Source organism: Microbacterium sp. NPDC087591 (assembly GCF_044743625.1).
GTDB lineage: Bacteria > Actinomycetota > Actinomycetes > Actinomycetales > Microbacteriaceae > Microbacterium.
On sequence record NZ_JBIUWU010000001.1, the window covers coordinates 1,802,849 to 1,825,946 of the forward strand.

Below are 23,098 nucleotides of genomic sequence, written 5' to 3' on the forward strand. Positions count from 1 at the left end.
TAACTCCTCACAGGTGCGGGTACCTGCGGGGAGTTCCGGCGTGCTCGCGGGGGTCAGGCTGCCCGGCGTCGCCGCTCTTGAGGAGTTGTGAACCGGAAACGGGAGAGCCCCGCAGGAGGATGTCCTGCGGGGCTCTCCGTGCGTCACAGTGCGCAGGCCGGATTCAGTGCGGTGAAGCTCAGCGGCCCGATCCAGATGTTCTGGTTCGGCCGATCGCCGACGGCTCGCCCCGAGTTGTTGGCGACGAAGGTGAGATCGAACGCGCTCACCGGGGGCATGGTGACGTTGACGTTCCCGGCGGCGCTGCTGGGGATGACCTCGACGTTCGGCGTGCCGGTGAAGGGACGCCAGGGGTTGGCGCTGGTCCCCTGACCCCGGATCCAGGCGGTGTTGTACGTGCCGGTGCCCTCGGACAGGTAGACGCGCTCCGCACCCCCGAGACCGTCCACCGCCTGGAATCCGTCGATGTCCTTGATCTTGTACGTCAAGCCGTCGACCGGTGCGGGGACACCGTCGAGCGCGAAGCTGAACGTCACTCTCTCGCCCCCGCCGATGTTCCGCAGGTCGACCGTGTCGAGCGACAGCCGCACGCTGGGCTGCGCTTCGCCGCCCTGCGTGCCGGAATCCAGCACGAAGTTGTTCGTGGGGTTGATGGTCATGTTGGTGGCGCCGTTGGGAACGGCCGTGAGGGTCAGTGTGAGGTCTTTCCCGTCGCCGAACACGTTCGCCCAGGTGAACACCGCCGATGTGGCGCTGAGCCGCGAGTAAACGGCCGTCGTCGTGCTGATGGCGGCGGTGCACATCAACGATGCCGCGGCGATCGGTGTGGCCGCGGCCGCGGCGATCACGGGCAACGACCATGCGGCACCGTGAATGACGGTCCTGCGGGTCAGGCCACGGCTCTCCGGGACTGCTGCGTCGTTCTTCTTCATCGGATCAAACTCCCCTTCGACTCGAGACGAATGTCGTCTGCATAGAGAGATGAGTCCGTGTGGCTCCGAAAGTGACGCGAGGGCTCCGTCGTGTTCCGAGGAGAGGAGAGATCCTCAGCGGTAGTCGCGGTCGCGGTGCTGGCCGGCGTCGTCGCCGGACTCCACCCGTGCGGCCTCGCGGGCGCGCAGTTCGACCCGGCGGATCTTGCCCGAGATGGTCTTGGGCAGCTCGGGCACGAACTCGATGATGCGCACCCACAGGTGCGACGACAGCCGGTCGTGCGCGTAGGTGAAGATCGCGCGGGCGGCATCGGCTTCGTCGGCCGTGGCATCGGGATGCAGGCACACGTACGCCTTCGGCACCGAGAGCCGCGTGGGATCGGGGCTCGGGATGACGGCCGCCTCGATCACGAGCTCGTGCTCGAGCAGCACGGACTCCAGCTCGAACGGCGAGATCTTGTAGTCGGATGCCTTGAACACGTCGTCGGCGCGGCCGATGTACGTCAGGTAGCCGTCCGCGTCGCGCGCGGCGATGTCACCGGTGTGGTGGTAGCCGCCGACCCGGGATTCCGCCGTCTTCTCGGGGTCGTCGTAGTACCCCGCCATCAGGCCGAGCGGCGCATCGGCGAGGTCGAGCGCGATCTCGCCCTCCCCGTCGACGACCGCACCGGTGACCGGGTCGAGCAGCACCACGGGGTAGCCCGGCAGCGGGCGGCCCATCGAGCCGACCTTCACGGGCTGTCCAGGGGAGTTGCCGATGCACGCGGTCATCTCGGTCTGGCCGAAGCCGTCGCGGATGGTGCCGCCCCACGCCTCGCGCACGCGGTCGATGACCTCGGGGTTGAGCGGCTCTCCCGCGCCCACGAGCTCACGGGGCGGATGGGTGAGGCGGGCGAGGTCGGCCTGGATCAGCATCCGCCACACGGTGGGCGGGGCGCAGAACGTCGAGACGTGATGCGTGTCCATGACCTGCATGAGCGTGTTCGCGTCGAAGCGCTCGTAGTTGTAGACGAACACGGTCGCCTCGGCAAGGAACGGGGAGTAGAAGCTCGACCAGGCGTGCTTCGCCCACCCCGGGGAGGAGATGTTGAGGTGCACGTCGTCGGGGCGCACGCCGAGCCACCACATGGTCGACAGGTGGCCGACCGGGTAGGAGACGTGCGTGTGCTGCACGAGCTTCGGACGGTTGGTCGTGCCGGAGGTGAAGTAGAGCAGTGCGGTGTCGGTGGCGGGAGTCGGCCCGTCGGGCTCGAACGTCGTCGGAGCGCTCGCCGAGTCCGCGAACCGCACCCACCCGGAGGGGATGTCGGAGCCGACACCGATGCGCAGGATGCCGTCGTCGATGCCCGTCAGCCGGTCGCTCAGCGACCCCAGCGTCACCACGGCGCGGGCGCGGCCGTGCTCGATGCGGTAGGCGAGGTCGGATGCCGAGAGCAGCGTCGAGGTCGGGATCGACACCGCGCCGATCTTCGTGATCGCGAGCATCACCTCCCACAGCTCGATCGTGTTGCCCAGCATCACGATCACGTGGTCGCCGCGTCCGATGCCAAGACCGGTCAGCCAGGCGGCGACCTGGTCGGACCGGGCGGAGAGTTCGCCGTAGCTCCAGGCCTGCAGGCTCAGGTCGGCCGACACGATCTGCACGGCTGGGCGGTCGGGGTTCTCGGCAGCGACGACGTCGAACCACTCGAGCGCGAAGTTGAACTCACCGACCTGTGGCCACGCGAATCCGGCGCGCGCGGCGGCGTAGTCGGTCGCGTGCGTGAACAGGAAGTCGCGCATCTCGCGGATGGTGTGCGTGGCGGCGGTGGCACTGCGGCTCATGATGCTCCCTTGCTGGCGTGCAGTCCATCCTCCCGCACGGAGCGGGGGAGCAGGCCGACCCCGTCGCGCAGCTCGAACACCAGCTGCGTCTCGGTGCCGCGGACGACGGCGTGCACGGTGATGTGCTCGAGCACGATGTCGCGCAGGGCGGTGGCGTCCTGCACGGCGACGTGCACGAGGAAGTCGTCGACGCCGGCGACGTGGAACACCTGCAGCACCCGAGGGATGCTCGCGAGCGCGTCGAACAGCGCGGTGACCTTCTGCCCGGTGTGGTTGGCGAGGCGCACCTTGATGATCGCCTGCAGCGGGAACCCGACGGCGGCCTCATCGAGACGGATGCGGGTGTCGCGGATGATCCCGCGCTCGCGCAGCGATCTCACCCGATGCGCACAGGTGGACTCCGCGAGGTTAAGACGGTGGGCGAGCGCCTTGTTCGTGACGTCCGCGTCGTGGGTGAGGACGGCCAGGAGCTCGAGGTCGGTCTCGTCGAGCGGCGTGCCTTGCGCTTTCGCCAATGTCATCCCTCCTCGGATGCCGGATCTTGTTCAGAATAGCGAGATAGGGTTCATCTCTGGCAGATCCTGTCGATTCGCTGCATCGAAGCCGTGATTCCGGCAACGTGGAGGGATGACTGCACCGCTGCATCCTGACACCATCGCCGTGCACAGCGGCCGCTCCGACCTCGACGGGCTCGGGGTCCACGCCCTGCCGATCGACCTGTCGACCACGAATCCTCTGCCCGACATCGAGCGCGGAGGCGACTCGTACGAGGCGATGGCCACCGGCGGGCGACCGCCGGCCGACGGCAGCATGGTCTACGCGCGGCTGTGGAACCCGACCGTCGCCCGGTTCGAGGAGGCGCTCGCCGAGCTCGAGCACGCCGAGGCCGCCGTGGCCTTCGCCTCGGGGATGGCGGCGATGACCGCGGTGATCCTCGCGCACACCGGTGCGACCGGGCTGCGGCACGTGGTCGCCGTCCGTCCGCTTTACGGCGGCACCGACCACCTGCTCGGGTCCGGTCTGCTCGGCGTCGAGACGACCTACTGCCACCCGGATGAGGTCGCCGCCAGCATTCGCCCCGACACCGGAATGGTCGTGCTGGAGACGCCGGCCAACCCCACGCTCGAGCTCACCGACATCGCGGATGTGGTGCGGCAGGCCGGCGCAGTGCCCGTGGTCGTCGACAACACCTTCGCGACCCCGGTGCTGCAGAACCCGATCGACCTGGGGGCGGCGATGTCGCTGCACAGCGCCACCAAGTACCTGGGAGGACACGGCGATGTGATCGCGGGTGTGGTCGCGTGCAGCGAGCAGACCGCCGAAGCCCTGCGCCGCGTGCGTGCCGTGACCGGAGGGCTGCTGCATCCCCTCGGCGCCTACCTGCTGCACCGCGGGCTCACCACGCTGCCGGTGCGGATGCGCCAGCAGCAGGAGAACGCCCGGCGGGTGGTGCAGTGGCTGATCGACAGACCCGAGGTCGCCGAGGTGTTCTATCCGGGACTCGACGGCGATCCGCACGGGATCCTCGCGCGACAGATGCGGGGCACCGGAGCGATGATCGCGATGCGGATGCGGGGCGGGTTCGCCGCGGCATCCGCTGTCACGACGGCGACGACGCTGTTCACGCACGCGGTGTCGCTGGGAGGCGTGGACTCGCTGATCCAGCATCCGGCGGCGCTGACCCACCGGCCCGTGCCGCCGGAGGCGCGACCGGCCGCGGATGTGCTGCGCCTGTCGATCGGTCTCGAGAACGTCGACGACCTGATCGCCGACCTCGCGCAGGCGTTCGCGGCGCTGCCCGCCGCCGTCGGCACTTCGCCGCTGTCGGACGAGGTCGTGCGGGCCTGAGTGCCCGTTCGGCGGTCTTGTTGCTCCCTGCAGACCTCGCCTAGGGTCGGACCGTGCCCCACCAGCCTTTCGCCGACCTGCGGGTAGCCGGGCGGCCATCGCTCTCCCATGTCGACCTCGTGGAGCTCGACGGCCTCCGCTTCGCAGACGGACTCGGTTTCCCGCCGTCGTACCGGGGATACATCCGTCACGCGGGCTGGGCGCGTCTCGTCGGACTGTGGTTGATCTACCCGCCCGTGCTCGCCGGCTGGGCCGATGGTCTGTCCGGGCGCGGCGGCGTGCTGACGCGGCGGTTCCACGAGGCCTATGAGGACGGCCGCGTCGAGGAGTTCGATTGGATGATCGAGCCGGACGGTTCGTGGGGGCTCGTCGCCTCCCTCGAAGTGTTCGGGTGGAGCGAGAACGGCGACTACCTGCTGTGGGATACCTCCTCGCGCACACCAGACGGTGAGTTCCCCGTCTGGGTGTCGTGGGGCGGCAACGCGCTTCACCGCGCGGGTGCGGATCTCCGCGAGGCTCTCCTCATGATCTGCGGTCGCGTTGCGGGCCGGACGAGCGCATCCGGGGACGAACTGCACCCGCTGGAGCCGTCGCCTCTGTGACGGGCCGCTCGACGACACGCCGATTCCGCGTCAGCCGGGAAGGCGGATGGTGCCCGTCGCCAGACGCTCGGTGGGCATGCGGTCGCGGTTGTAGGTGATGTCGCTGTAGCCGTGCGGGGTCGGCACGCCATCCTCGTCGAGGCTCACGAACACGATCTTCTCGATCGTGAGGATGCGCTTGCGCGTGATCATGTTCCGCGCCACCGCCCGCATCGTGAGCGAGGTGTTCCCGAAGTGCGTGGCCTGCAGGCCGATCTCGATCAGGTCGCCCTGCACCGCCGACGCCTCGAAGTTGATCTCGGAGATGTGCTTGGTGACCGCGCGGTAGTTGCCCAGCTGCACGATCGCGTAGATCGCGGCTTCCTCGTCGATCCATTTCAGCAGGCTGCCGCCGAACAGCGACCCGTTCGCGTTGAGGTCCTCGGGGCGCACCCACTTGCGGGTGCGGAAGTTGAGTCCGTCTTCCGACCACGCCGGTGCCTTCTGCTTCGCCATGCGTCCGAGCGTAGGAGCGGCATGAGTCCACGGTGTTACGACGAGTTTTCGCGGAGGTGCGCGGGCGCGCGCGGGGTGCGCGGGGGTGAGGGGGCAGGGGTCGGCACCCGTCTGCTGGGGGCAGAACAGCCCAGGGCAGAATCGGGTGCGCTGTCGCTGATGGCGGCGGATGCTGAGGGCATGAGCGAAGACAACCCCATCCCGCAGTTCGGGCCCGAGGCCCGCCGCGCACTCTTCCACGAGCGGGTGCTCGTGCTCGACGGCGCCCTCGACGACGACAACGGCACGCTGCTCATGACGCAGCTGCTCACGCTCTCGGCCGAGGACCCCGCCACCGACATCGCACTCTGGATCCACTCGCCCGGCGGCTCCGTGCCGTCGATGCTGGCGATCCGCGACATCATGCGGCTGATCCCCAACGACGTCGCCACCCTCGCGCTCGGTCTCGCGTGCAGCGCCGGTCAGTTCCTGCTGTCGGCCGGCACGCACGGCAAGCGGCGGGCGCTGCCGCATGCGCGCATCCTGATGCACCAGGGCTCGGCGGGCATCGGCGGCTCGGCCGGCGAGATCGAGACCCAGGCCGATGACCTCCGCCACATGCGCGACACCGTGCTCGGACTCATCGCCGCCGATACCGGACAGCCGGTGGAGCGCATCTTCGAGGACTCGCTGCACGACCGCTGGTACACGGCGGGGCAGGCGCAGGACTACGGGTTCATCGACGGGATCGTCACATCGATCGACGAGGTCATGCCGCGACGGCGAGCCCGCGTCGGACTGGGGGTCGGCGCATGAGCGGCTACACGATCCCGAACGTGATCGCGCAGCATCCGCGTGGGGAACGCATCATGGACGTCTACTCGCACCTGCTCGCCGAGCGGGTCATCTACCTGGGCACCGGCATCGACGCGGGGGTCGCGAACGCCCTGATCGCCCAGCTGCTGCACCTCGACGCCGACAGCCCCGAGGTCGGCATCCAGTTCTACATCAACAGCGAGGGCGGCGATCCCGGTGCCGCGCTCGCGATCTACGACACGATGCAGCACATCCGTCCGGCCGTCGCGACGACCTGCGTCGGGCAGGCGATCGGGCCTGCGGCGCTGCTGGTCGCGGCGGGTGCGCCGGGGGAGCGGGCGGCGCTCGCCCATGCCCGGATCGTGCTGCACCAGCCGGCCGGTCAGTCGCGCGGCGCGATCCCCGACCTGATCCTCGCGGCCGACGAGGTGGTGCGGGTGCGCAGCGACATGGAGGAGATCCTCGCCAGGCACAGCGGGCGCACGGCGGCAGAGCTGCGGGCCGACACCGACCGCGACCGGGTGTTCACGGCGGCGGCGGCGCGGGAGTACGGGCTGATCGACACGGTGCTCGGCGTGCGGGGGGCCTGACGTCTCGCCGATCGACGCCGTGCCGTGCGCGACCTGCAGGACCGTTCGCGACGTGCAGGACGACTCGCCGGGGATCGGTCCTGCACGTGGCCGATGGTCCTGCAGGTCGCGCGCCGGTACCCCGCCGAGAAGCCCGCGAGAGGCGGAGAGCGGATGCCGTGGCTCAGGCCGCGAGTGCGAACGCCCCGCGCGACACCGACACCGACACCGCAGCGGACGCCGGGACCGCGGTGGATCGCAGCTCGTCCGCCACGGCGCTGGTCAGCTCGATCAGGCTGGTGTCGAGCGCTCCGGCGATGGCGGCGATCATCTCGCTCGATGGCTCCTTGCGGCCGCGCTCGACCTCCGAGAGGTACTGCGGCGAGACGCCGGCTTTCTCGGCGGTCTCGGTGAGCGTCTCGTCGCGGTCGTGTCGTCGACGGCGCAGCTGGTCGCCGAGCAGGTGGCGCCACAGCGGCTCGGGATCGCTGAGGCGGGGGCGAGCGGGGTGCGGTGCGCGGGAGAACGGGACGATGTCGGCCATGCCTCACGATAATCCGCGGTATCCGGCGGGTTCGAGGGTTTCTGCTCAGAGCAGAACGACCGCGGCGCCAGCGCAGAACGCTCAGACCTCGGAGCGATCCGGGGTGGACTCTGCCTGGCCGGCGGACGAGGCCGTCGCGGTATCCGTCGCCGCCCAGCTCGCGAGCATCTTCAGCTTGTCGGCTGAGGCGCTGCCGGGCTCTGCCGTGTAGGTCGACAACTGCAGACCGGGGTCGGCCGGCAGTTCGAACGCCTCGTAGGTCAGCTCCATTTCGCCCACCACCGGGTGGTTGATGCGCTTGACGCCGGAACGGTGATAGCGCACATTGTGCGCGGCCCACAGTGTGCGGAAGCGCTCGCTGCGGGTCGACAGCTCTCCGACCAGATCGCTGAGCTTGCGGTCGTAGGGGTTGCGTCCTGCCTCGCCCCGCATCGCCGCGACGAGCTCCTGGGTGTTGCGGTCCCACTCGGGATAGAAGTCCTTCGCGGCCGGGCTCAGGAATGCGAAGCGTGCGCTGTTGGGATGCGGCTCCGCGAGCAGCGGCGCATACAGGGCGCGGCCCAGCGCGTTGGCGGCGAGGTAGTCGAAGTAGTTGTTGCGCACGGCGGCCGGCGCTTCGGTGATGGCGTCGAGCAGGCGGAGGATGCTGGGCCGCAGCTCCTCCGACTTCTTCCGCGGTTTGCGGGCCATCGGCGAGGTGTTCGCGGCACGAGCCAGGTCGAACAGGTGCGCGGTCTCGGCGTCATCCAGCTGGAGTGCCCGCGCCAGCGCGTCGAGCACGCTCTCGGAGGCGCCGGACAGGTCGCCGCGCTCGAGGCGCGTGTAGTAGTCGACGCTCACGCCGGCGAGCAGCGACACCTCCTCACGGCGCAGGCCGGGGACCCGGCGGTTCCCGCCGAACGCGGGGAGTCCCGCCTGGTCAGGGGTGAGGCGTGCGCGCCGCGTCGAGAGGAACTCGCGCACTTCGCTCCGGGTGTCCATGGCTTCGACGGTACGCGGTTAGGCCGCGCGAAGGGAGGTACTGCCAGTACCGGGGATCACAGCGCCGCGGCCACGCCGGGCAGCAGCTTGCCGAGGATCGCGCCGAGCTGGTCGCGCTCGTCCTGGCTGAGGGGGTCGAGCACCAGCTCCCGCACCTGGTCCACATGCACGGGCGCGGCCGTGCGCAGCATCTCCCTGCCCTCCGGCGTCAGGGTCGCCGAGAGCGTGCGCTTGTCGGTGCTGCACGACGCGCGGCTGACCCAGCCGCGCTCCTCGAGCGAGTCCAGCGCGTGGCTCAGGCGCGACCTGCTCAGCCCGGCGATGCGGGCGAGCTCGGTCATGGTCACGACGCCGTCGTTCTGCCCGGCGAGGGTCACCATGATCGCGTAGCGGGCGTGGTTCAGGCCCACCTCGTCCTTGAGCGTGCGGTCGAGCACCTGCGGCAGCAGCTGGACGAAGCGGATGACGGGGAGCCAGGTCGCCATCTCGGTGTCGTCGAGGCGACGCGGGTGCCGCGGCTCCGCGATCATGGTCTCCTCCAGAAGTGTCACGCTGCTGACAGGTCGAGCGTGTGTGCCGTGTGGTCCCGCTTGGCCTGCAGGTAGCGGGAGTTCGACTCGGACAGGTGCACCTCGGTGCGCACCCGCTCGGTGACCTGGATGCCGAGCGCCTCGAGCTGCACGGCCTTGTCGGGGTTGTTACTCAGCAGGCGGATCGCGTCGGTGCCCACCGCACGCAGCATCTGCGCGGCGACCGTGTAGTCGCGCTCGTCCTCGCCGTGCCCGAGGGCGACGTTCGCCTCGTAGGTGTCGAGGCCCGCATCCTGCAGTGCGTACGCGTCGAGCTTCGCGTACAGGCCGATGCCGCGTCCCTCCTGACGGAGGTAGAGCAGGAAGCCGCCATCTGCCGCGATCCGCTCCACGGCTTCGCGGAGCTGGGGGCCGCAGTCGCAGCGCTCTGAGCCGAAGACGTCGCCGGTCAGGCACTCGCTGTGGGGGCGCACGAGGGGTGCGTCGCCGCCGTCGGCCGCGCGATCGAGCGCGGCGCGCCAGTCGCCGAGTCCGAGCAGCAGGTGCTCACGTCCGTCGACCAGTCCGTCGAAGGTCACGACGTCGGCCGTGGTGGAGAAGCCATCGCCGAAACGCAGCGGCACGCGGACGCGGGTGCGCTCCGTGGCGACCGGAGCGACGGTTGAAGTTTCAATCATGTGGGGTGAAACGCGGCATCCGCCGGAGTATTCCCGGACGCGCCGAGATTCGGAGGCTACTCCCGCGCGCGCCGACGCACGAGCTTCAGCTCGCTGGCGAGGATGCCGAGCACCACGAGCGCCCCGCCGATCAGCGCCGTGGCGGGCAGGCGCTCGCCCGCGATGCGGCCGATGATGCCCGCCCACACCGGTTCCCCGGCATAGATGATGGTGGCCCGCGTGGGCGAGACCGACTTCTGCGCCCAGTTCATCGTGAGCTGGATGATGCAGCTCGCCGCCCCCAGCCCCACCGCGCAGCCGACCCAGATCCACGAGAACTCCGGCACGCTCTCACCCGCCACCGGCATCGTGAGCAGACCCAGGACTCCCGCCGTGAGCAGCTGGATGATCGTGATGCGCCCGAGGTCGATCCTGCCGGCGAAGACGCTGATCAGGATGATCTCCGCGGCGATCGGCAGCGTGCTGAGCATGGTCGCGATCTCGCCGGCGCCCAGCGTCAGGGTGACGAGGGCGTCGGGCCCGGCGATGAGCACCAGCCCGACGAACGCGAGCGCGGCGCCGACGAAGGCCATGGCCGGTGGGCGCTTGCGGAACACCGCCCACTGCGCGAGCGGCACCAGCGGCACGTACATCGCGGTGATGAAGGCGGAGGTGCTGCTGTCGATCGTCTGCAGGCCGACGGTCTGCAACCCGTAGCCGAGATAGATCATCACGCCGATCGCGACGCCGGCGCCGATGTCGCGCCAGCGGATGCCGCGCAGCACCCGTCGGAAGACCACGACGCTGATGAGACCGGCGACGAGGAACCGGATGCCGACGAAGAACCAGGGGCCGGAATGCTGCATCGCCCAGTGCACGAGCAGGAAGGTGCTGCCCCAGATCGCGGTGATCGCGATGAGCGCGGTCTCCTGGGGGCGCAGACGCATCCAACGCAGAGTGGAGGGCATGGAAGGGGCCCTTTCTCGACGGTGCCGAATCGAGCCTACATCCGCGGAAAACACCGCATCGACGTCAGAAAGGGTCATGCAGGCCGGATGTCGGCGGCGACTGGGTAGCCTCGCAGCATGAGCAACTTCACGACCGTCGATGAGCTGAACGCACTGCTGACCGAGGGCGCATCCGTGCGCGTGCTCGACGTGCGCTGGCGACTGGATCGCCCAGATGGGCACGCGGAGTATCTCGAAGGACACATCCCCGGAGCCGTGTACGTCCCGCTGGACACCGAGCTGTCCACGCACGGCGAACCCTCCGAGGGACGCCATCCGCTGCCGTCGACCGAGACCCTGCAGACCGCAGCGCGGCGATGGGGCGTCCGGGCGGGCGACATCGTGGTCGCGTACGACGACGCGAAGGGGCTCGCGGCGGCACGTGCCTGGTGGCTCCTGCGGCAGGGCGGCGTCGACGTCCGCGTGCTCGCGGGCGGTATCCGCTCGTGGAAGGCGGCAGGCCTCGCGGTCGACACCGACGACGTGACCCCCGAACCCGGAGACGTCGTGCTCGACGAGATCGGCGGCGAGGCGCTGACGATCGACGAAGCCGCCGCTTTCCCGGCATCCGGTGTGCTGCTCGACGTCCGCGCTCCCGAGCGCTACAGCGGCGAGACCGAGCCGCTCGACCCGGTGGCGGGGCACATCCCCGGTGCGGTGAACCTGCCCACAGGGCTGCACCTCGACCCGGAGGGCAAGATCCTCGACCGCACCACGGTGCTGAAGACGTTCGCGAGCGTCGGCGTGACCCCGGGATCCTCGGTCGCGGCGTACTGCGGCTCGGGCATCACGGCCGCGCACACCGCGCTCGTGCTCGACGAGGTCGGCATCCGGGCGCAGGTCTTCCCCGGATCGTGGAGCCAATGGTCGAACACGCCCGGTCGCCCGGTCGCGACCGGCGACCAGCCCGGCTGAGCGGCATGCGCGGTCAGTCCCGCGGACCGTACCCCCACGCCAGCTCGATCGCGCCGGGACCGAAGGCCCGTCGTACCTGATGCACGGAGGTGCGGCCGTCGAGGGGCATCTCCGCGACCGTCGCACCGGCGGGAGTCTCGATGCGCTCCTCGCACCAGTCCGGCACGGCGTCGGGGTGGAAGCGGGTCCACACCAGCAGCTCGCGGCACTGACGCGCCACCGCGTGGCCCGTCTCGCGCATCGTCGGATAGCCGGGCGGGTACGAGATCGACCACTCCACCACGGTCGTGTTCGGCGCGGTCACCGGGGCGTCGAACTCGAACAGCACGCCGTGCACCTGGCCGTTCGGGTGCGAGTACCGCGCCGAGATCCGTCCGCCCGACACCGCGGAGATGAAGGGTGCGGGAGTGCTCACCCCCGGAGTGAGTTCCAGGAACGGCGTCGCGGTGATCGTGCCGCTCGTGGCCTGCACGATGCTGCGCGTGATGCAGAACGCCACGTTGCCGTCGGCGCCCACATCCGTCACCGAGTGCGTCGTCACCTCCCGGGACAGGTCGGGGTAGGGGGCGCCGAGCGCGGCATAGGCGTCGCGCACCGCCCGCTCGATCGCCTGCTCGTCGATCGGGAACCGGACGGGGCCGAGCGGGCCGGTGCGGTTCGTCGGTCCGAGGAACCTCGTCAGGGAGCCGGGATCCAGATCGAGCAGGTCCTCGAGGTCCGTCACGGCAGCGAGAGACTGCGCGCCTTCCGGACGACGCGCGCCCGAGCGCCAATAGCTCAGCGTCGCGAGTGAGACCCGGTTGCCGCGTTCGCGCAGCTTGTCCTGCAGCCGCGACAGCGTCATTCGCTTCGCGCTGATCGCGTCCCGGAGCGCGCCGGCGAAAGCGTCGGTGCCGGTCTCCTTCGAGTCGCTTCCGATACTCATCACAGACCCCCTCCGGTATGTGAAGACAACGTCGTTAGAGTGAGCTTACGACCGCACACATGCACCTCAAGGGACGGGGTGGAGGTGTGGGGTCGCTGGGCTGACTCGACGCAGGCAGGGTGCCCGACCTTGCGAACGATCAGTCTGACGCAGCGACGCCCCCCTTGCTGCGTATTTCGTGAGGCCTGGCGATCCTTCTGGGGAGTGATCGGCCGGGCCTCACGAACAGCCCCGCGCGGCGCCCCGCAGCCGGACCCGGCTCCGGGCGGATGCGCCCCGTGCCCCCGCGTAGACTGAGGGGAACACCCCGGAGGACTCCGCATCGTCATGTCTGCCCCTGCCAGCACGTTCACCGTGCGTCACATCCAGCTGTTGCGCGCGCTGATCGCCGCCGCCGCGGCGCTGATGATCACCTTTTCTTCCGACCACTCGGCTCCGGTCGGGCTGGCGGTGTTCAGCGGCTTCGTGTTCGTGACCTCGCTGGTGCAGATCCTGGCCGCCTGGCTCGTGTTGCCCGCAGGGGCCCGCTGGTCCTCGATCCTCCAGGCCGCGTTCGGTCTCATCGCGGGCATGGTCACCGGCATCCCGATGTGGCGCACGGATGACCTCTTCTTCATCGTCGTGGTCACGTGGGCGCTGCTCACCGGCGGCATCGAGCTGCTCGCCGGCATCCGCGCCCGTCGTACGTCCGACCCGCTCGCACGCGACGCCATCACCGTGGGCGCCTTCGGCATCCTGCTCGCGGGGGCGCTGCTGCTGATCCCCGCCGGGTTCCTCCAGGAGTACACGATCGACAAGGCCGGCACCTTCCTGCTGTCCGGCATCATCCTCGGTGTGGGACTGTTCGGCGGATACGCGGCGATCGTCGCGGTCTTCCTCGGGATCGCCGGCCTGACCCCGCGTCGCACCGACGCCGCGGCGGGACCCGCAGCGGACGACACCCCTGACACGGCACAGCGCGCGGCCTCGACGCCGGCTGAGCTCGGAGGAGACCGATGAGCGACGAGAAACCGACCCGGCGCGACATCCTGCGTCCGCTGCACCTGCTGGGCATCGCCCTGGCATGCGGCGTCTTCGCGATGATCGTGACGCTGGTCTCCACCGGCGCCTTCACGTCACGGGTCAACACCGCGATCGCGAACGGCACCTACGACGGATTGACCCCGGTCGTGCTCGGGCTCGTGGTCGGTGGCGGTGCGTTCATCGCCACGCTGCTGATCCTGGCCATGCTGATCCTCGCCGTCGACCCGGCCGACGTGACCAAGACTGTCGACCGACCGGTGCTCTACGACCCCGAGCCCGAGGGCGACGCGGGCACTTCGGCCTCCGGCGACGCCGGATCCGGTCGCACAGACTGACTCCGGATCCGCGGTCAGCCGCGGGCGGCGTTCACAACTCCTCAAGAATCGCGGTCGGCGCGGACAGGCTCCGCGTCATGTCTCGAGCGGGGTGCTCGACGTGCACGGCTTTTGAGGAGTAATGAACGGCCGACGCCGGTGCCGGCGCCTCAGATACACAGAAAACGCACCTGCGCGGTCGGCGCGAGGTGCGTTTTTCTGTTCTGCCGGGTTGGCGTCTAGCGGGCCAGCCGCTCGGCGATACCGGTGTAGGTCGCAGGCGTGAGGGCGAGCAGCCGCTGCTTGGCCGCGTCGCCGATCTCCAGACCCTGCACGAACTCGGCGAGCTCGGCCGCACCCACCCGGTGTCCGCGGGTGAGCTCCTTGAGGAGGGCGTAGGGGTCGGTGATCGTGGAGCGCCCGGCGACGACCTCGGCACGGATGACGGTCTGGATGGCCTCGGCGAGCACCTCCCAGTTCACGTCGAGGTCGGCGAGCAGTACGTGGCGCGAGAGCGAGATCTCGTTGAGGCCCCGGCGCAGGTTGTCGAGCGCGAGCAGCGAATGCCCGAACGCGACGCCGATGTTGCGCTGCGTCGTGGAGTCGGTGAGGTCGCGCTGCAGGCGGCTCGTGACGAGCGTCTGCGACAGCGAGCCGAGCAGGGCGCCTGCGAGCTCGAGGTTCGCCTCGGCGTTCTCGAACCGGATCGGGTTGATCTTGTGCGGCATGGTCGACGAGCCCGTCGCCCCGGCGACCGGGATCTGCGCGAAGTAGCCGAGCGAGATGTAGGTCCAGATGTCGGTGGCGAGGTTGTGCAGGATGCCGCCGGCGTGACGCACGCGGTCGTAGAGCTCGACCTGCCAGTCGTGCGACTCGATCTGCGTGGTCAGGATGTTGAAGCCCAGGCCCAGTCCCTCGACGTACTCGCGGGCGATGGTCGGCCAGTCGGCGTCGGGGTCTGCCGACAGGTGCGCCGACCAGGTGCCGGTCGCGCCGGAGAACTTGGCCAGGTACTCGGATGCCGCGATCTGGTCGCGCACGCGCTCCAGGCGCCATGCGAACACGGCGATCTCCTTGCCCATGGTCGACGGCGTCGCCGGCTGTCCGTGGGTGCGCGAGAGCATGGGGGCGTCCGCGTGCTCCACGGCGAGTTCGCGCAGCTTGGCGATCACGCCGTCGAGCGCGGGCAGCCAGACGCTCTCGACCGCGCGCTTCACGGTGAGGGCGTAGGAGACCGAGTTGATGTCCTCACTGGTGCAGGCGAAGTGGGTGAGCTCGGCGATCGCGTCGAGTCCGAGCGTCGAGAGGCGGTCGCGCACGAGGTACTCGATGGCCTTGACGTCGTGACGGGTGACGGCTTCCTTCTCGGCGAGCCAGTCGATCTCGTTCTGGCCGAAGTCGCGGTAGAGCGCACGCAGGCGCTCCTTGTCGGCATCCGACAGGGGGGACGTCTCGAACAGCGACCGGTCGGTGAGAGCGATCAGCCACTCCACCTCCACCTCGACCCGGGCCCGGTTGAGTCCGGCCTCCGAGAGGAAGTCGGCGAGTCCGGTGACGGCGGCGCGGTAGCGGCCGTCGAGGGGGCTCAGGGGCTGCGGCGGAAGCGAAGGCTGGAAAGTCAGGGGAGTCCTCCTGATCGGGCCCCTCAGATGCGGGGCGTGCGGGGGAGACGAAGAGCGGGTTCGAGCTGGCGGAACAGGCCCCGCGTCGCCGTCTCAATCATACCGAGCACCGAATCGAACATGTCGGTGCCGGCGTAGTACGGGTCGGGCACGTCGTGCGTCGACGCGTCGGGGTCGAAGGCCAGCAGGAGCGTGACCTTGCCCTCCTGATCCTCGTCCATCGCCCATTCGCGCAGGATGCGCTCGTGCGTGCGGTCGAGCGCGACGATCAGGTCGTTCTCGGCGAACGATGCCAGCGTGAACTGCTTGGCGCGGTGCTGGGAGCCGTCGTACCCGCGGCGTGACAGCGAATCGATCGTCCGGTGGTCGGCGCGTTCGCCGAGGTGCCAGTCGCCGGTGCCGGCGCTGCGCGAGATGATGCGCGAGCCGAGTCCCTGCCTTTCGGCGAGATCGCGGAACACCACCTCGGCCATGGGCGAGCGGCAGATGTTCCCCGTGCAGACGAAGATCACGCGGAAGGGATCCGGGGATGTCACTCACCCATTCTGCCCGTACCGGCCGATCCTGCACAGTTCCGGGAACTGTTCCTGCACGACTCGGAGTCCTGCGGGAAGCTCCACAGGGGCCGCGAACCCGTCGATCGCCGGGTGTGCCGAAGGCGGATGCTGGTCGCATGTACTCCTTCACGACTGCGGAATCCTGGTCCTCTCCGGGGCTCTGGTCCTGGCTCGTCGCGGGCCGGGAGACCCGTGCCGCGCTGGATGCCGTCGAGGAGGCTGCGGGTGGTCTCCAACGACTCGCGGTCGACGCCGACTGGCAGGCCCAGGGTGTGCGCGCGCTGCACGCGCTGCTCACGGAGTTCCAGCGCCGGGCGGAGGCAGTGATGGCCGAGCTCTACGTGCGCGACTGGGAGATCACGCGGGCGGGCGCGTCATGAGCGACGACCTCGACATCCGCCACGGCGGCGCGATCGCGGTCGACACGGCTGCTCTGCGCGACGTCGGCAGGCGCCTCGCGGCGGTGGGAGTGCGCTTCGATGATGCACACGCGGCGATCACGCGGGCGCATGCAGTGGTCATCGCGGACCCTGCCCTTGTGACGGTCGATGCCGCTGCCCTGTCGGCGGCCGGGGGTCGGGCCGCAGCGTTGGGAGTGGAATGCGCTGACGCAGCGGCCCGCACGGCGCTCATGGCCGACGCCTTCGAGCTGGTCGAGCTGCGCGCGCAGGCGCAGGCGATGGGGACCGCCGACACTGCGGAGGCCGCGGCTCTGCAGCGGCGGATCGAGCGTCTGATCGCATCCGATGACCGGGTCGCGAGGATCGCGGACCGGCTCGTCGCCGAGTGGAAGGACGGTCGGTTCGAGGGCCTGGGGGACCAGTACGACCTCGGCGGACTGGTGGCGCCGCTGTTCTGGGGCGGACCGCTCGCGGGCACCGTGCTCGGTCTCGGAAAGGTGCGGCCGGGGATGACGTTGCGGGGCGTCGCCGACCCGGTGACCGTCACGGCTGTGCGCACCTCGACCCCGACCGGTGCGCCAACGAGCCTGGCCGACGCGTTGCGCCGGTTCCCCACCACGGCGGGGGCCCAGGTGAAAGTCGAGCAGCTCGTGATGGCCGACGGGTCGAAGCGGTACATCGCCTATGTCAAGGGGTCGCAGTCCGTGGCACTCGGCGGGGCGGAGCCGTGGGACATGCGGTCGAACACGCAGCTGTACGCGGGGGAGAAGTCGGCGTCGTATCAGGCGACACTCGACGCGCTGCGGGCGGCAGGGGCGGAGCCGGGGGACCGGGTCGATGTCGTCGCGCACTCGCAGGGCGGGATGATCGCGGCGCACCTCGCGATGGAGAGCGAGTACGACGTGCGGGTGCAGCTGACCGCGGGCAGTCCGGTGGAGCCGACGCTCGACGACGATCAGCTGATCGTCCAACTGCGTCACACCGATGACGTCGTGTCGTCGCTGGCGGCAGGAGGCTCGCCGGAAGGAACGGGATCACCCGACAGCTTCACCGCGGAGCGGGAGGGAGATCCGGCACGGGGCCCCCAGGATCTGCTGCTTGCCCCGCACCAGCTCGATGCGTACATCGAGACCGCCGAGCAGGTCGATGCGTCGGACGATCCTCGGGCGGCGGCGCTCGGTGAGTACTGGTCGGAGCTCGACGGAGCGGTGGAGATCACGGCGACCGAGTATCACGCGGAGCGCGAAGGTGCAGAGTCCGGCGCTGAGCTCCGCGGCGTGCGGAGCCGATTCAGTCGCGCCGGGCCTTCTTACTCTGCGGACGGAGGATGAAGCCGAAGAAGCCGTTGATCACCGAGATGATGAGCGCCGCCACGACGCCCCACCAGAAGTCGCCGACCGTGAGCCCCCAGCCGAAGCCGCTCGTGATCCAGGCCGTGAGCCACAGCAGGAAGCCGTTGATCAGGAATCCGATGAGCCCGAACGTGATGATGTAGAGCGGGAACGCGACGATCTTCACCACGGTGCCGATGATCGTGTTCACGAGCGCGAAGATCGCGGCCACCGCGAGCAGCGTCAGCACGAGCTGCAGCGTCTCGGCGGGTGGGAACGCGGTGATCTGCACCTGCAGGGCGGGGATCAGTGTCACGACCCACAGGGCGAACGCATTGACGACGACTCGGATGATGAAGCGCATGGTCCGTCCAGTCTTCCACGATCGCCGCGCGATGTCAGCGGTTCGGTCCGGGCTCGACAGGGAAGGACGGTACTCCCTCGGGTCTCGGGGCACCGGCCCCGCGTCGGCTTCTAGACTCAAGACTGTGACCGAGCCGATCCTGCCCCGCATCCGTCCCGCCATCGCCGCCCTCGCGCCGTATCGCCAGGGCAAGCAGGCGGGGCCGGACGCGTTCAAGCTGTCGAGCAACGAGAATCCGTTCGATCCGCTGCCCTCCGTGGTCGCGGCGCTGCAGCACACGACGCCGATCAACCGCTATCCGGATGCCACCGCGACCCGTCTGCGCGAACGTCTGGGCGCGCGTTACGGCGTCCAGCCCGACGAGGTGCACGTCGCCGCGGGCAGCGTGTCGATCCTGCACCAGCTGATCCTCGCGACCGCATCGGTCGACGACGAGGTCATCTACGCGTGGCGCTCGTTCGAGGCGTACCCCAGCCTTCCGCTCGTCGCGGGTGCGACCGGAGTGCCGGTGCCCCTCACGTCGGAATCGCGCCACGACCTCGACGCGATGGCGGATGCGGTGACCGACCGCACGCGCGCGATCATCCTCTGCACGCCAAACAACCCCACCGGCCCCATCATCACGAGCGCCGAGTTCGCCGCCTTCGCCGAGCGCGTGCCGTCCGACATCCTGATCATTCTCGATGAGGCATATGCCGAGTTCGTGACGGCCGCCGACGCGGTCGACGGACTGGCGGAGCGTGTGTTCGAGCGCCACCCGAACGTGGTCGTGCTGCGCACCTTCTCCAAGGCGTACGGGCTGGCCGGCCTGCGCATCGGCTACGCGGTCGGAAACGAGAAGGTGCTCGACGCCGCTCGCACCACCGGCATCCCGCTGTCGGTCACGTCCGCCGCCGAGAATGCGGCGATCGCGAGCCTCGACGCCGAAGCCGAACTCCTCGAGCGGGTCGCCGTGATCGTCGAGCGCCGCACGCTCCTCGTCGACGGCCTCCGGGCGCAGGGCTGGGACGTGCCCGATGCCCAGGCGAACTTCGTCTGGCTGCCCACCGGGGCGGGCACGGACGACGCGGCTGCGGCCTTCGTCGCGGCGGACCTGATCGTGCGTCCGTTCTCGGGCGACGGCATCCGCATATCCGTCGGAGAGCATGAGTCGGTGGAGAAGGTCCTACAGGTTTCGGAATCCATTGTGCGGACCCTCCAGCCCTAGGACCCGTTCCTCGGATAGCGTGGAACGGTGACCTCGTCAGAGACTGAACTCGTCCGCGTCCTCGAGGCGGATGGCCGCTTCGCGCCCAGTCCGGCTGCCGAACAGTACCTGCCGTTGATCGACGCGATCAGCGACGCAGAGCTCGAGCAGTTCTACCGGGACATGGTCGTGATCCGTGCCATCGACACCCAGGCGACCAACCTGCAGCGTCAGGGGCAGCTCGCCCTGTGGCCGCCGAGCCGCGGGCAGGAGGCGGCTCAGGTCGGCTCCGGCCGTGCCGCCCGTGCCCAGGACACGATCTTCCCGTCGTACCGCGAGCACGCGGTCACGCGCATCCGCGGGGTCGACCCCGTCGACATCATCAAGCTGATGCGCGGCGTCTCGCACGGCGGGTGGGACCCCAGCGATCCCAAGAACGGCAACACGCGGCTGTACACACTGGTTCTCGGCTCGCAGGCTCTGCACGCCACCGGCTATGCCATGGGCCTCGCGTTCGACGGCAGGTCCGGTACCGGCGACCTCGATCGCGACGAGGCCGTCATCGTCTACTACGGCGACGGCGCGTCCAGCCAGGGCGATGTGCACGAGGCGATGGTCTTCGCCGCGAGCTATCAGGCGCCGACCGTCTTCTTCCTGCAGAACAACCAGTGGGCCATCTCGGTGCCGGTCGCGACCCAGTCGCGTGTCCCGCTCGTGCAGCGCAGCGCCGGCTACGGCATCCCGAGCGTCCGCGTCGACGGCAACGACGTGCTCGCCAGCTATGCCGTGTCGCGCGTCGCGCTCGACGAGGCCCGCAACGGCAAGGGACCGCGGGCGATCGAGGCGGTCACCTACCGGCTCGGCGCGCACACCACCAGTGACGACCCCACCAAGTACCGCGGCAGCGACGAGGAGGAGTCCTGGGCGCTGCGCGACCCGATCGTCCGCATGCGCGCGTTCCTCGAGGGCAAGGGCGCGGCGGCATCCTTCTTCACGGACGTCGAGACCGAGGCGGCCGATGCCGCGGAGGATCTGCGTGCCCGCTCCGTGGCGCTCGGCCCGCCTCCCGCCGGCAAGATCTTCGACCACGTCTACAGCGAACCGCATCCGCTGATCGACGAGCAGAAGGCATGGCGCGCGCAGTACGAGGCGTCGTTCGAAGGAGACCAGGCATGACCCTCGAGACGATGCCGTTCAGCCGCGCGCTGAACGCCGGTATGCGCAAGGCCATGGAGGACGACCCGAAGGTGCTCCTCATGGGCGAGGACATCGGCAAGCTCGGCGGGGTCTTCCGCGTGACCGAGCACCTGCAGCGCGACTTCGGCGACCGCCGTGTGCTCGACACCCCGCTGGCGGAATCCGGCATCGTCGGCACCGCGATCGGACTGGCCATGACGGGTTTCCGTCCGGTCATCGAGATCCAGTTCGACGGCTTCGTGTTCCCGGCGTTCGACCAGATCACCACGCAGCTGGCCAAGCTGACCAACCGGCACGAGGGCGCGCTGAGCCTGCCGATCGTGATCCGAATCCCCTACGGCGGGCACATCGGCGCGGTCGAGCACCACCAGGAGAGCCCGGAGGCGTACTTCGCGCACACCCCGGGTCTGCGCGTGGTGTCGCCGTCGACCCCGAACGACGCGTACTGGATGATCCAGGAGGCGATCGCGTCGAAGGACCCGGTCATCTTCATGGAGCCGAAGAGCCGCTACTGGCAGAAGGGCGAGGTCGAGCTCGACGCGTCCGCGGCTCCTCTGCATGCCTCCCGCGTCGTGCGCACAGGTACCGACGTCACGCTCGTCGGACACGGGGCCATGGTCACGGTGCTGCTGCAGGCGGCCGCGCTCGCCGAGGCCGAAGGCACCAGCTGCGAGGTCGTCGACGTGCGCTCGCTGTCGCCGATCGACTACGCGCCGATCCTCGACTCCGTGCGCAAGACCGGGCACATGGTCTACGCGCAGGAGGCTCCAGGCTTCACCAGCATCGGCAGCGAGGTCGCGGCGACCGTGATGGAGCGTGCGTTCTACGCGCTCGAGGCACCGGTGCTGCGCGTCTCCGGCTACGACACCCCGTTCCCGCCCGCGAAGCTCGAGGGCGCGTATCTGCCGGATGCCGACCGCATCCTCGAAGCCGTCGATCGCTCGCTGGCCTACTGACACCGCCGTTCCATGTCCATAACTCCTCAAACCCGGGCCGCAGAAGAGCTGAATCTGCGTCAGAGTGGGGTTCGCCCCGCATTTCTGAGGAGTTATGAACGAGGCACCTTCCGAAAGGACCGCTCATGAGCACGCAGAACTTCAACCTCCCCGACGTCGGCGAGGGTCTGACCGAGGCCGAGGTCGTGACCTGGAAGGTCGCGCCCGGCGACACCGTCGCCATCAACGACGTGATCTGCGAGATCGAGACCGCGAAGTCGCTCGTGGAGCTGCCGTCGCCGCACGCCGGTGTCGTGGGTGAGCTGCTGGTCGCGGAGGGGACGACGGTCGAGGTCGGCACCCCGATCATCACCTTCGTCACCGCCCCTTCGTCAGGCTCAGGAAGCGATTCGGCGGTGGCCGTGGCGCCAGCCCCGGAAGAGGGCGGTGGCTCGGTGCTCGTCGGCTACGGCACAGGCGGTGGGGCGACCTCGCGCCGCAAGCGTGCGGCCGCGCGCCCGGTGCGTTCCTCGGTCGGTGTGATCGCGAAGCCGCCGATCCGCAAGCTCGCGCGTGACCTCGGTGTCGACCTCACGACCGTCACGCCCACGGGCGCCGACGGCGAGGTCACCCGGGATGACGTCATGAAGCACGCCTCGCAGGCGAGCGTGTTCCGCAACATCGAGACGCCCGAGTGGGGTGCCGTCCGTGAGGAGACCGTGCCGGCGCCGCAGAGCGCCCCGGTCGGTCTTGCGCGCGGCATCGCCGCCCCGGCAGCCGCGGCCGGTGATGACAGCCGCACCGAGTCGATCCCGGTCAAGGGCGTGCGCAAGGCCACGTCTTCGGCCATGGTGCAGAGCGCGTACTCCGCGCCCCACGTGACGGTGTGGAAGGAGATCGACGCGAGCCGCACCATGGAGCTCGTGAAGCGCCTCAAGGCCTCGCCGGACTACGCCGACATCCGCGTCTCCCCGCTGCTGATCATGGCCCGCGCCGTGATCTGGGCTGCGCGCCGCACGCCGATGGTCAACGCCGCCTGGATCGAGACGGATGCCGGTGCCGAGATCGCCGTGCGCCACTACGTGAACCTCGGCATCGCGGCGGCCACACCCCGCGGTCTGCTCGTGCCGAACATCAAGGACGCGCAGGACCTCGGCATGAAGGAGCTCGCCCGCGCGCTGAACCGTCTCACGCTCACCGCGCGCGAGGGCAAGACCAGCCCGGCCGACCAGCAGGGCGGCACCATCACGATCACCAACATCGGTGTGTTCGGGATGGACGCAGGAACCCCGATCATCAACCCCGGCGAGGCGGGCATCGTGGCCATGGGCACGATCAGCCAGAAGCCGTGGGTCGTCGACGGCGAGGTGCGTCCGCGCTGGGTGACCACGGTCGCCGGCTCCTTCGACCACCGCGTGATCGACGGCGACGGCATGAGCCGCTTCATCGCCGACGTGGCATCGGTGCTGGAGGAGCCCGCGCTGCTCGTCGACTGAGTTCTGCAGGCGGAGGTGCTTCGCAGCGTAGGCGATTACTCCTGCGTAG

General features: G+C 69.6%; 26 protein-coding genes. 13 read left to right on the top strand and 13 right to left on the bottom strand.

Translation table 11 applies throughout. The features are described 5' to 3' along the window. Positions 1–143 precede the first annotated feature (143 nt). From ACIOVG_RS08525 to ACIOVG_RS08535, 3 genes are all read right to left on the bottom strand, one after another. Positions 144–932 carry a hypothetical protein gene (locus ACIOVG_RS08525; protein ID WP_400871558.1) on the bottom strand — a complete coding sequence of 263 codons (789 nt, stop codon included), beginning with the start codon at positions 930–932 and terminating at the stop codon, positions 144–146. Between the two features lie 114 nt (positions 933–1,046). Then, entirely contained in the window at positions 1,047–2,756 is a 1,710-nt protein-coding gene (locus ACIOVG_RS08530; RefSeq protein WP_400871561.1) for an AMP-binding protein, read from the bottom strand. After that, positions 2,753–3,277, bottom strand: a complete 525-nt coding sequence (locus ACIOVG_RS08535; protein WP_400871564.1) for an Lrp/AsnC family transcriptional regulator — start codon at positions 3,275–3,277, stop codon at positions 2,753–2,755. Before ACIOVG_RS08535 ends, ACIOVG_RS08530 begins: the two co-directional genes overlap by 4 nt. Before the next feature lie 106 nt (positions 3,278–3,383). On the opposite strand from ACIOVG_RS08535, the gene ACIOVG_RS08540 reads away from it, so the two are divergent. Together ACIOVG_RS08540 and ACIOVG_RS08545 are read left to right on the top strand one after the other, a co-directional pair. After that, the gene (locus tag ACIOVG_RS08540; RefSeq protein WP_400871567.1) at positions 3,384–4,604 is read left to right on the top strand and encodes a trans-sulfuration enzyme family protein; all 1,221 of its coding nucleotides are present in this window, start codon (positions 3,384–3,386) and stop codon (positions 4,602–4,604) included. A gap of 53 nt (positions 4,605–4,657) precedes the next feature. Then, a complete protein-coding gene (locus tag ACIOVG_RS08545) occupies positions 4,658–5,206 on the top strand; it encodes a hypothetical protein (RefSeq protein ID WP_400871570.1) in 549 nt (182 codons plus the stop codon). A gap of 30 nt (positions 5,207–5,236) precedes the next feature. Here the strand turns inward: ACIOVG_RS08545 and ACIOVG_RS08550 are convergent, their stop codons facing one another. After that, a complete protein-coding gene (locus ACIOVG_RS08550) occupies positions 5,237–5,701 on the bottom strand; it encodes an acyl-CoA thioesterase (RefSeq protein ID WP_247628300.1) in 465 nt (154 codons plus the stop codon). Between the two features lie 180 nt (positions 5,702–5,881). On the opposite strand from ACIOVG_RS08550, the gene ACIOVG_RS08555 reads away from it, so the two are divergent. Beyond that, on the top strand, positions 5,882–6,496 hold the full coding sequence (locus tag ACIOVG_RS08555; protein WP_400871573.1) for a ClpP family protease: 615 nt from the start codon (positions 5,882–5,884) through the stop codon (positions 6,494–6,496). Further along, positions 6,493–7,086 (top strand): ClpP family protease, encoded by a 594-nt coding sequence (locus tag ACIOVG_RS08560; RefSeq protein WP_400871576.1) that lies wholly within the window; start codon positions 6,493–6,495, stop codon positions 7,084–7,086. Before ACIOVG_RS08555 ends, ACIOVG_RS08560 begins: the two co-directional genes overlap by 4 nt. A 163-nt stretch (positions 7,087–7,249) precedes the next feature. On the opposite strand, the gene ACIOVG_RS08565 is transcribed toward ACIOVG_RS08560, so the two are convergent. The 5 genes from ACIOVG_RS08565 to ACIOVG_RS08585 form a co-directional block, all read right to left on the bottom strand. Next, the gene (locus tag ACIOVG_RS08565) at positions 7,250–7,609 is read right to left on the bottom strand and encodes a helix-turn-helix domain-containing protein (RefSeq protein ID WP_400871578.1); all 360 of its coding nucleotides are present in this window, start codon (positions 7,607–7,609) and stop codon (positions 7,250–7,252) included. An 81-nt stretch (positions 7,610–7,690) separates the two neighbouring features. Further along, positions 7,691–8,590, bottom strand: a complete 900-nt coding sequence (locus ACIOVG_RS08570; protein ID WP_400871581.1) for a helix-turn-helix transcriptional regulator — start codon at positions 8,588–8,590, stop codon at positions 7,691–7,693. Between the two features lie 56 nt (positions 8,591–8,646). Next, positions 8,647–9,141, bottom strand: a complete 495-nt coding sequence (locus tag ACIOVG_RS08575) for a MarR family winged helix-turn-helix transcriptional regulator (protein WP_400871584.1) — start codon at positions 9,139–9,141, stop codon at positions 8,647–8,649. Further along, complete coding sequence (ribA, locus tag ACIOVG_RS08580; protein WP_400871587.1) at positions 9,138–9,797, bottom strand: GTP cyclohydrolase II; 660 nt, start codon at positions 9,795–9,797, stop codon at positions 9,138–9,140. The genes ACIOVG_RS08575 and ribA overlap by 4 nt, the downstream gene beginning before the upstream one ends. 56 nt (positions 9,798–9,853) lie before the next feature. Continuing rightward, a complete protein-coding gene (locus tag ACIOVG_RS08585; protein ID WP_400871590.1) occupies positions 9,854–10,744 on the bottom strand; it encodes a DMT family transporter in 891 nt (296 codons plus the stop codon). A gap of 117 nt (positions 10,745–10,861) precedes the next feature. Between ACIOVG_RS08585 and ACIOVG_RS08590 the strand changes: the two genes are divergently transcribed. Next, positions 10,862–11,698: a sulfurtransferase gene (locus ACIOVG_RS08590; protein WP_400871592.1), complete on the top strand. Its 837-nt coding sequence runs from the start codon at positions 10,862–10,864 to the stop codon at positions 11,696–11,698. Positions 11,699–11,711: 13 nt separating this feature from the next. On the opposite strand, the gene ACIOVG_RS08595 is transcribed toward ACIOVG_RS08590, so the two are convergent. Continuing rightward, the gene (locus tag ACIOVG_RS08595) at positions 11,712–12,623 is read right to left on the bottom strand and encodes a hypothetical protein (RefSeq protein WP_400871594.1); all 912 of its coding nucleotides are present in this window, start codon (positions 12,621–12,623) and stop codon (positions 11,712–11,714) included. A gap of 327 nt (positions 12,624–12,950) precedes the next feature. On the opposite strand from ACIOVG_RS08595, the gene ACIOVG_RS08600 reads away from it, so the two are divergent. Together ACIOVG_RS08600 and ACIOVG_RS08605 are read left to right on the top strand one after the other, a co-directional pair. Then, positions 12,951–13,622 carry an acyl-CoA synthetase gene (locus tag ACIOVG_RS08600; RefSeq protein ID WP_400871597.1) on the top strand — a complete coding sequence of 224 codons (672 nt, stop codon included), beginning with the start codon at positions 12,951–12,953 and terminating at the stop codon, positions 13,620–13,622. Then, positions 13,619–13,981 carry a hypothetical protein gene (locus tag ACIOVG_RS08605; protein WP_400871600.1) on the top strand — a complete coding sequence of 121 codons (363 nt, stop codon included), beginning with the start codon at positions 13,619–13,621 and terminating at the stop codon, positions 13,979–13,981. Before ACIOVG_RS08600 ends, ACIOVG_RS08605 begins: the two co-directional genes overlap by 4 nt. Positions 13,982–14,199: 218 nt before the next feature. Here the strand turns inward: ACIOVG_RS08605 and purB are convergent, their stop codons facing one another. After that, positions 14,200–15,582 carry an adenylosuccinate lyase gene (purB, locus tag ACIOVG_RS08610; protein ID WP_400872716.1) on the bottom strand — a complete coding sequence of 461 codons (1,383 nt, stop codon included), beginning with the start codon at positions 15,580–15,582 and terminating at the stop codon, positions 14,200–14,202. A 23-nt stretch (positions 15,583–15,605) separates the two neighbouring features. Continuing rightward, entirely contained in the window at positions 15,606–16,055 is a 450-nt protein-coding gene (locus tag ACIOVG_RS08615; protein WP_400872719.1) for a low molecular weight protein-tyrosine-phosphatase, read from the bottom strand. Between the two features lie 200 nt (positions 16,056–16,255). Here ACIOVG_RS08615 and ACIOVG_RS08620 point away from each other — a divergent pair, with 200 nt between their 5' ends. Together ACIOVG_RS08620 and ACIOVG_RS08625 are read left to right on the top strand one after the other, a co-directional pair. Further along, a complete protein-coding gene (locus ACIOVG_RS08620; RefSeq protein WP_400871603.1) occupies positions 16,256–16,519 on the top strand; it encodes a hypothetical protein in 264 nt (87 codons plus the stop codon). Next, positions 16,516–17,871 (top strand): hypothetical protein, encoded by a 1,356-nt coding sequence (locus ACIOVG_RS08625; protein WP_400871606.1) that lies wholly within the window; start codon positions 16,516–16,518, stop codon positions 17,869–17,871. The genes ACIOVG_RS08620 and ACIOVG_RS08625 overlap by 4 nt, the downstream gene beginning before the upstream one ends. Here ACIOVG_RS08625 and ACIOVG_RS08630 read toward each other — a convergent pair. Beyond that, entirely contained in the window at positions 17,831–18,235 is a 405-nt protein-coding gene (locus ACIOVG_RS08630; protein ID WP_400871609.1) for a phage holin family protein, read from the bottom strand. The two genes, ACIOVG_RS08625 and ACIOVG_RS08630, sit on opposite strands and share 41 nt — an antisense overlap. A 124-nt stretch (positions 18,236–18,359) precedes the next feature. Between ACIOVG_RS08630 and ACIOVG_RS08635 the strand changes: the two genes are divergently transcribed. The 4 genes from ACIOVG_RS08635 (at position 18,360) to ACIOVG_RS08650 (ending at position 23,049) form a co-directional block, all read left to right on the top strand. Further along, positions 18,360–19,442, top strand: a complete 1,083-nt coding sequence (locus ACIOVG_RS08635) for a histidinol-phosphate transaminase (protein WP_400871612.1) — start codon at positions 18,360–18,362, stop codon at positions 19,440–19,442. A 27-nt stretch (positions 19,443–19,469) separates the two neighbouring features. After that, a complete protein-coding gene (locus ACIOVG_RS08640) occupies positions 19,470–20,597 on the top strand; it encodes a thiamine pyrophosphate-dependent dehydrogenase E1 component subunit alpha (protein WP_400871615.1) in 1,128 nt (375 codons plus the stop codon). Beyond that, positions 20,594–21,574, top strand: a complete 981-nt coding sequence (locus ACIOVG_RS08645; protein ID WP_247628284.1) for an alpha-ketoacid dehydrogenase subunit beta — start codon at positions 20,594–20,596, stop codon at positions 21,572–21,574. The genes ACIOVG_RS08640 and ACIOVG_RS08645 overlap by 4 nt, the downstream gene beginning before the upstream one ends. A 125-nt stretch (positions 21,575–21,699) precedes the next feature. Further along, positions 21,700–23,049 (top strand): dihydrolipoamide acetyltransferase family protein, encoded by a 1,350-nt coding sequence (locus ACIOVG_RS08650; RefSeq protein WP_400871619.1) that lies wholly within the window; start codon positions 21,700–21,702, stop codon positions 23,047–23,049. Positions 23,050–23,098: the final 49 nt, after the last annotated feature.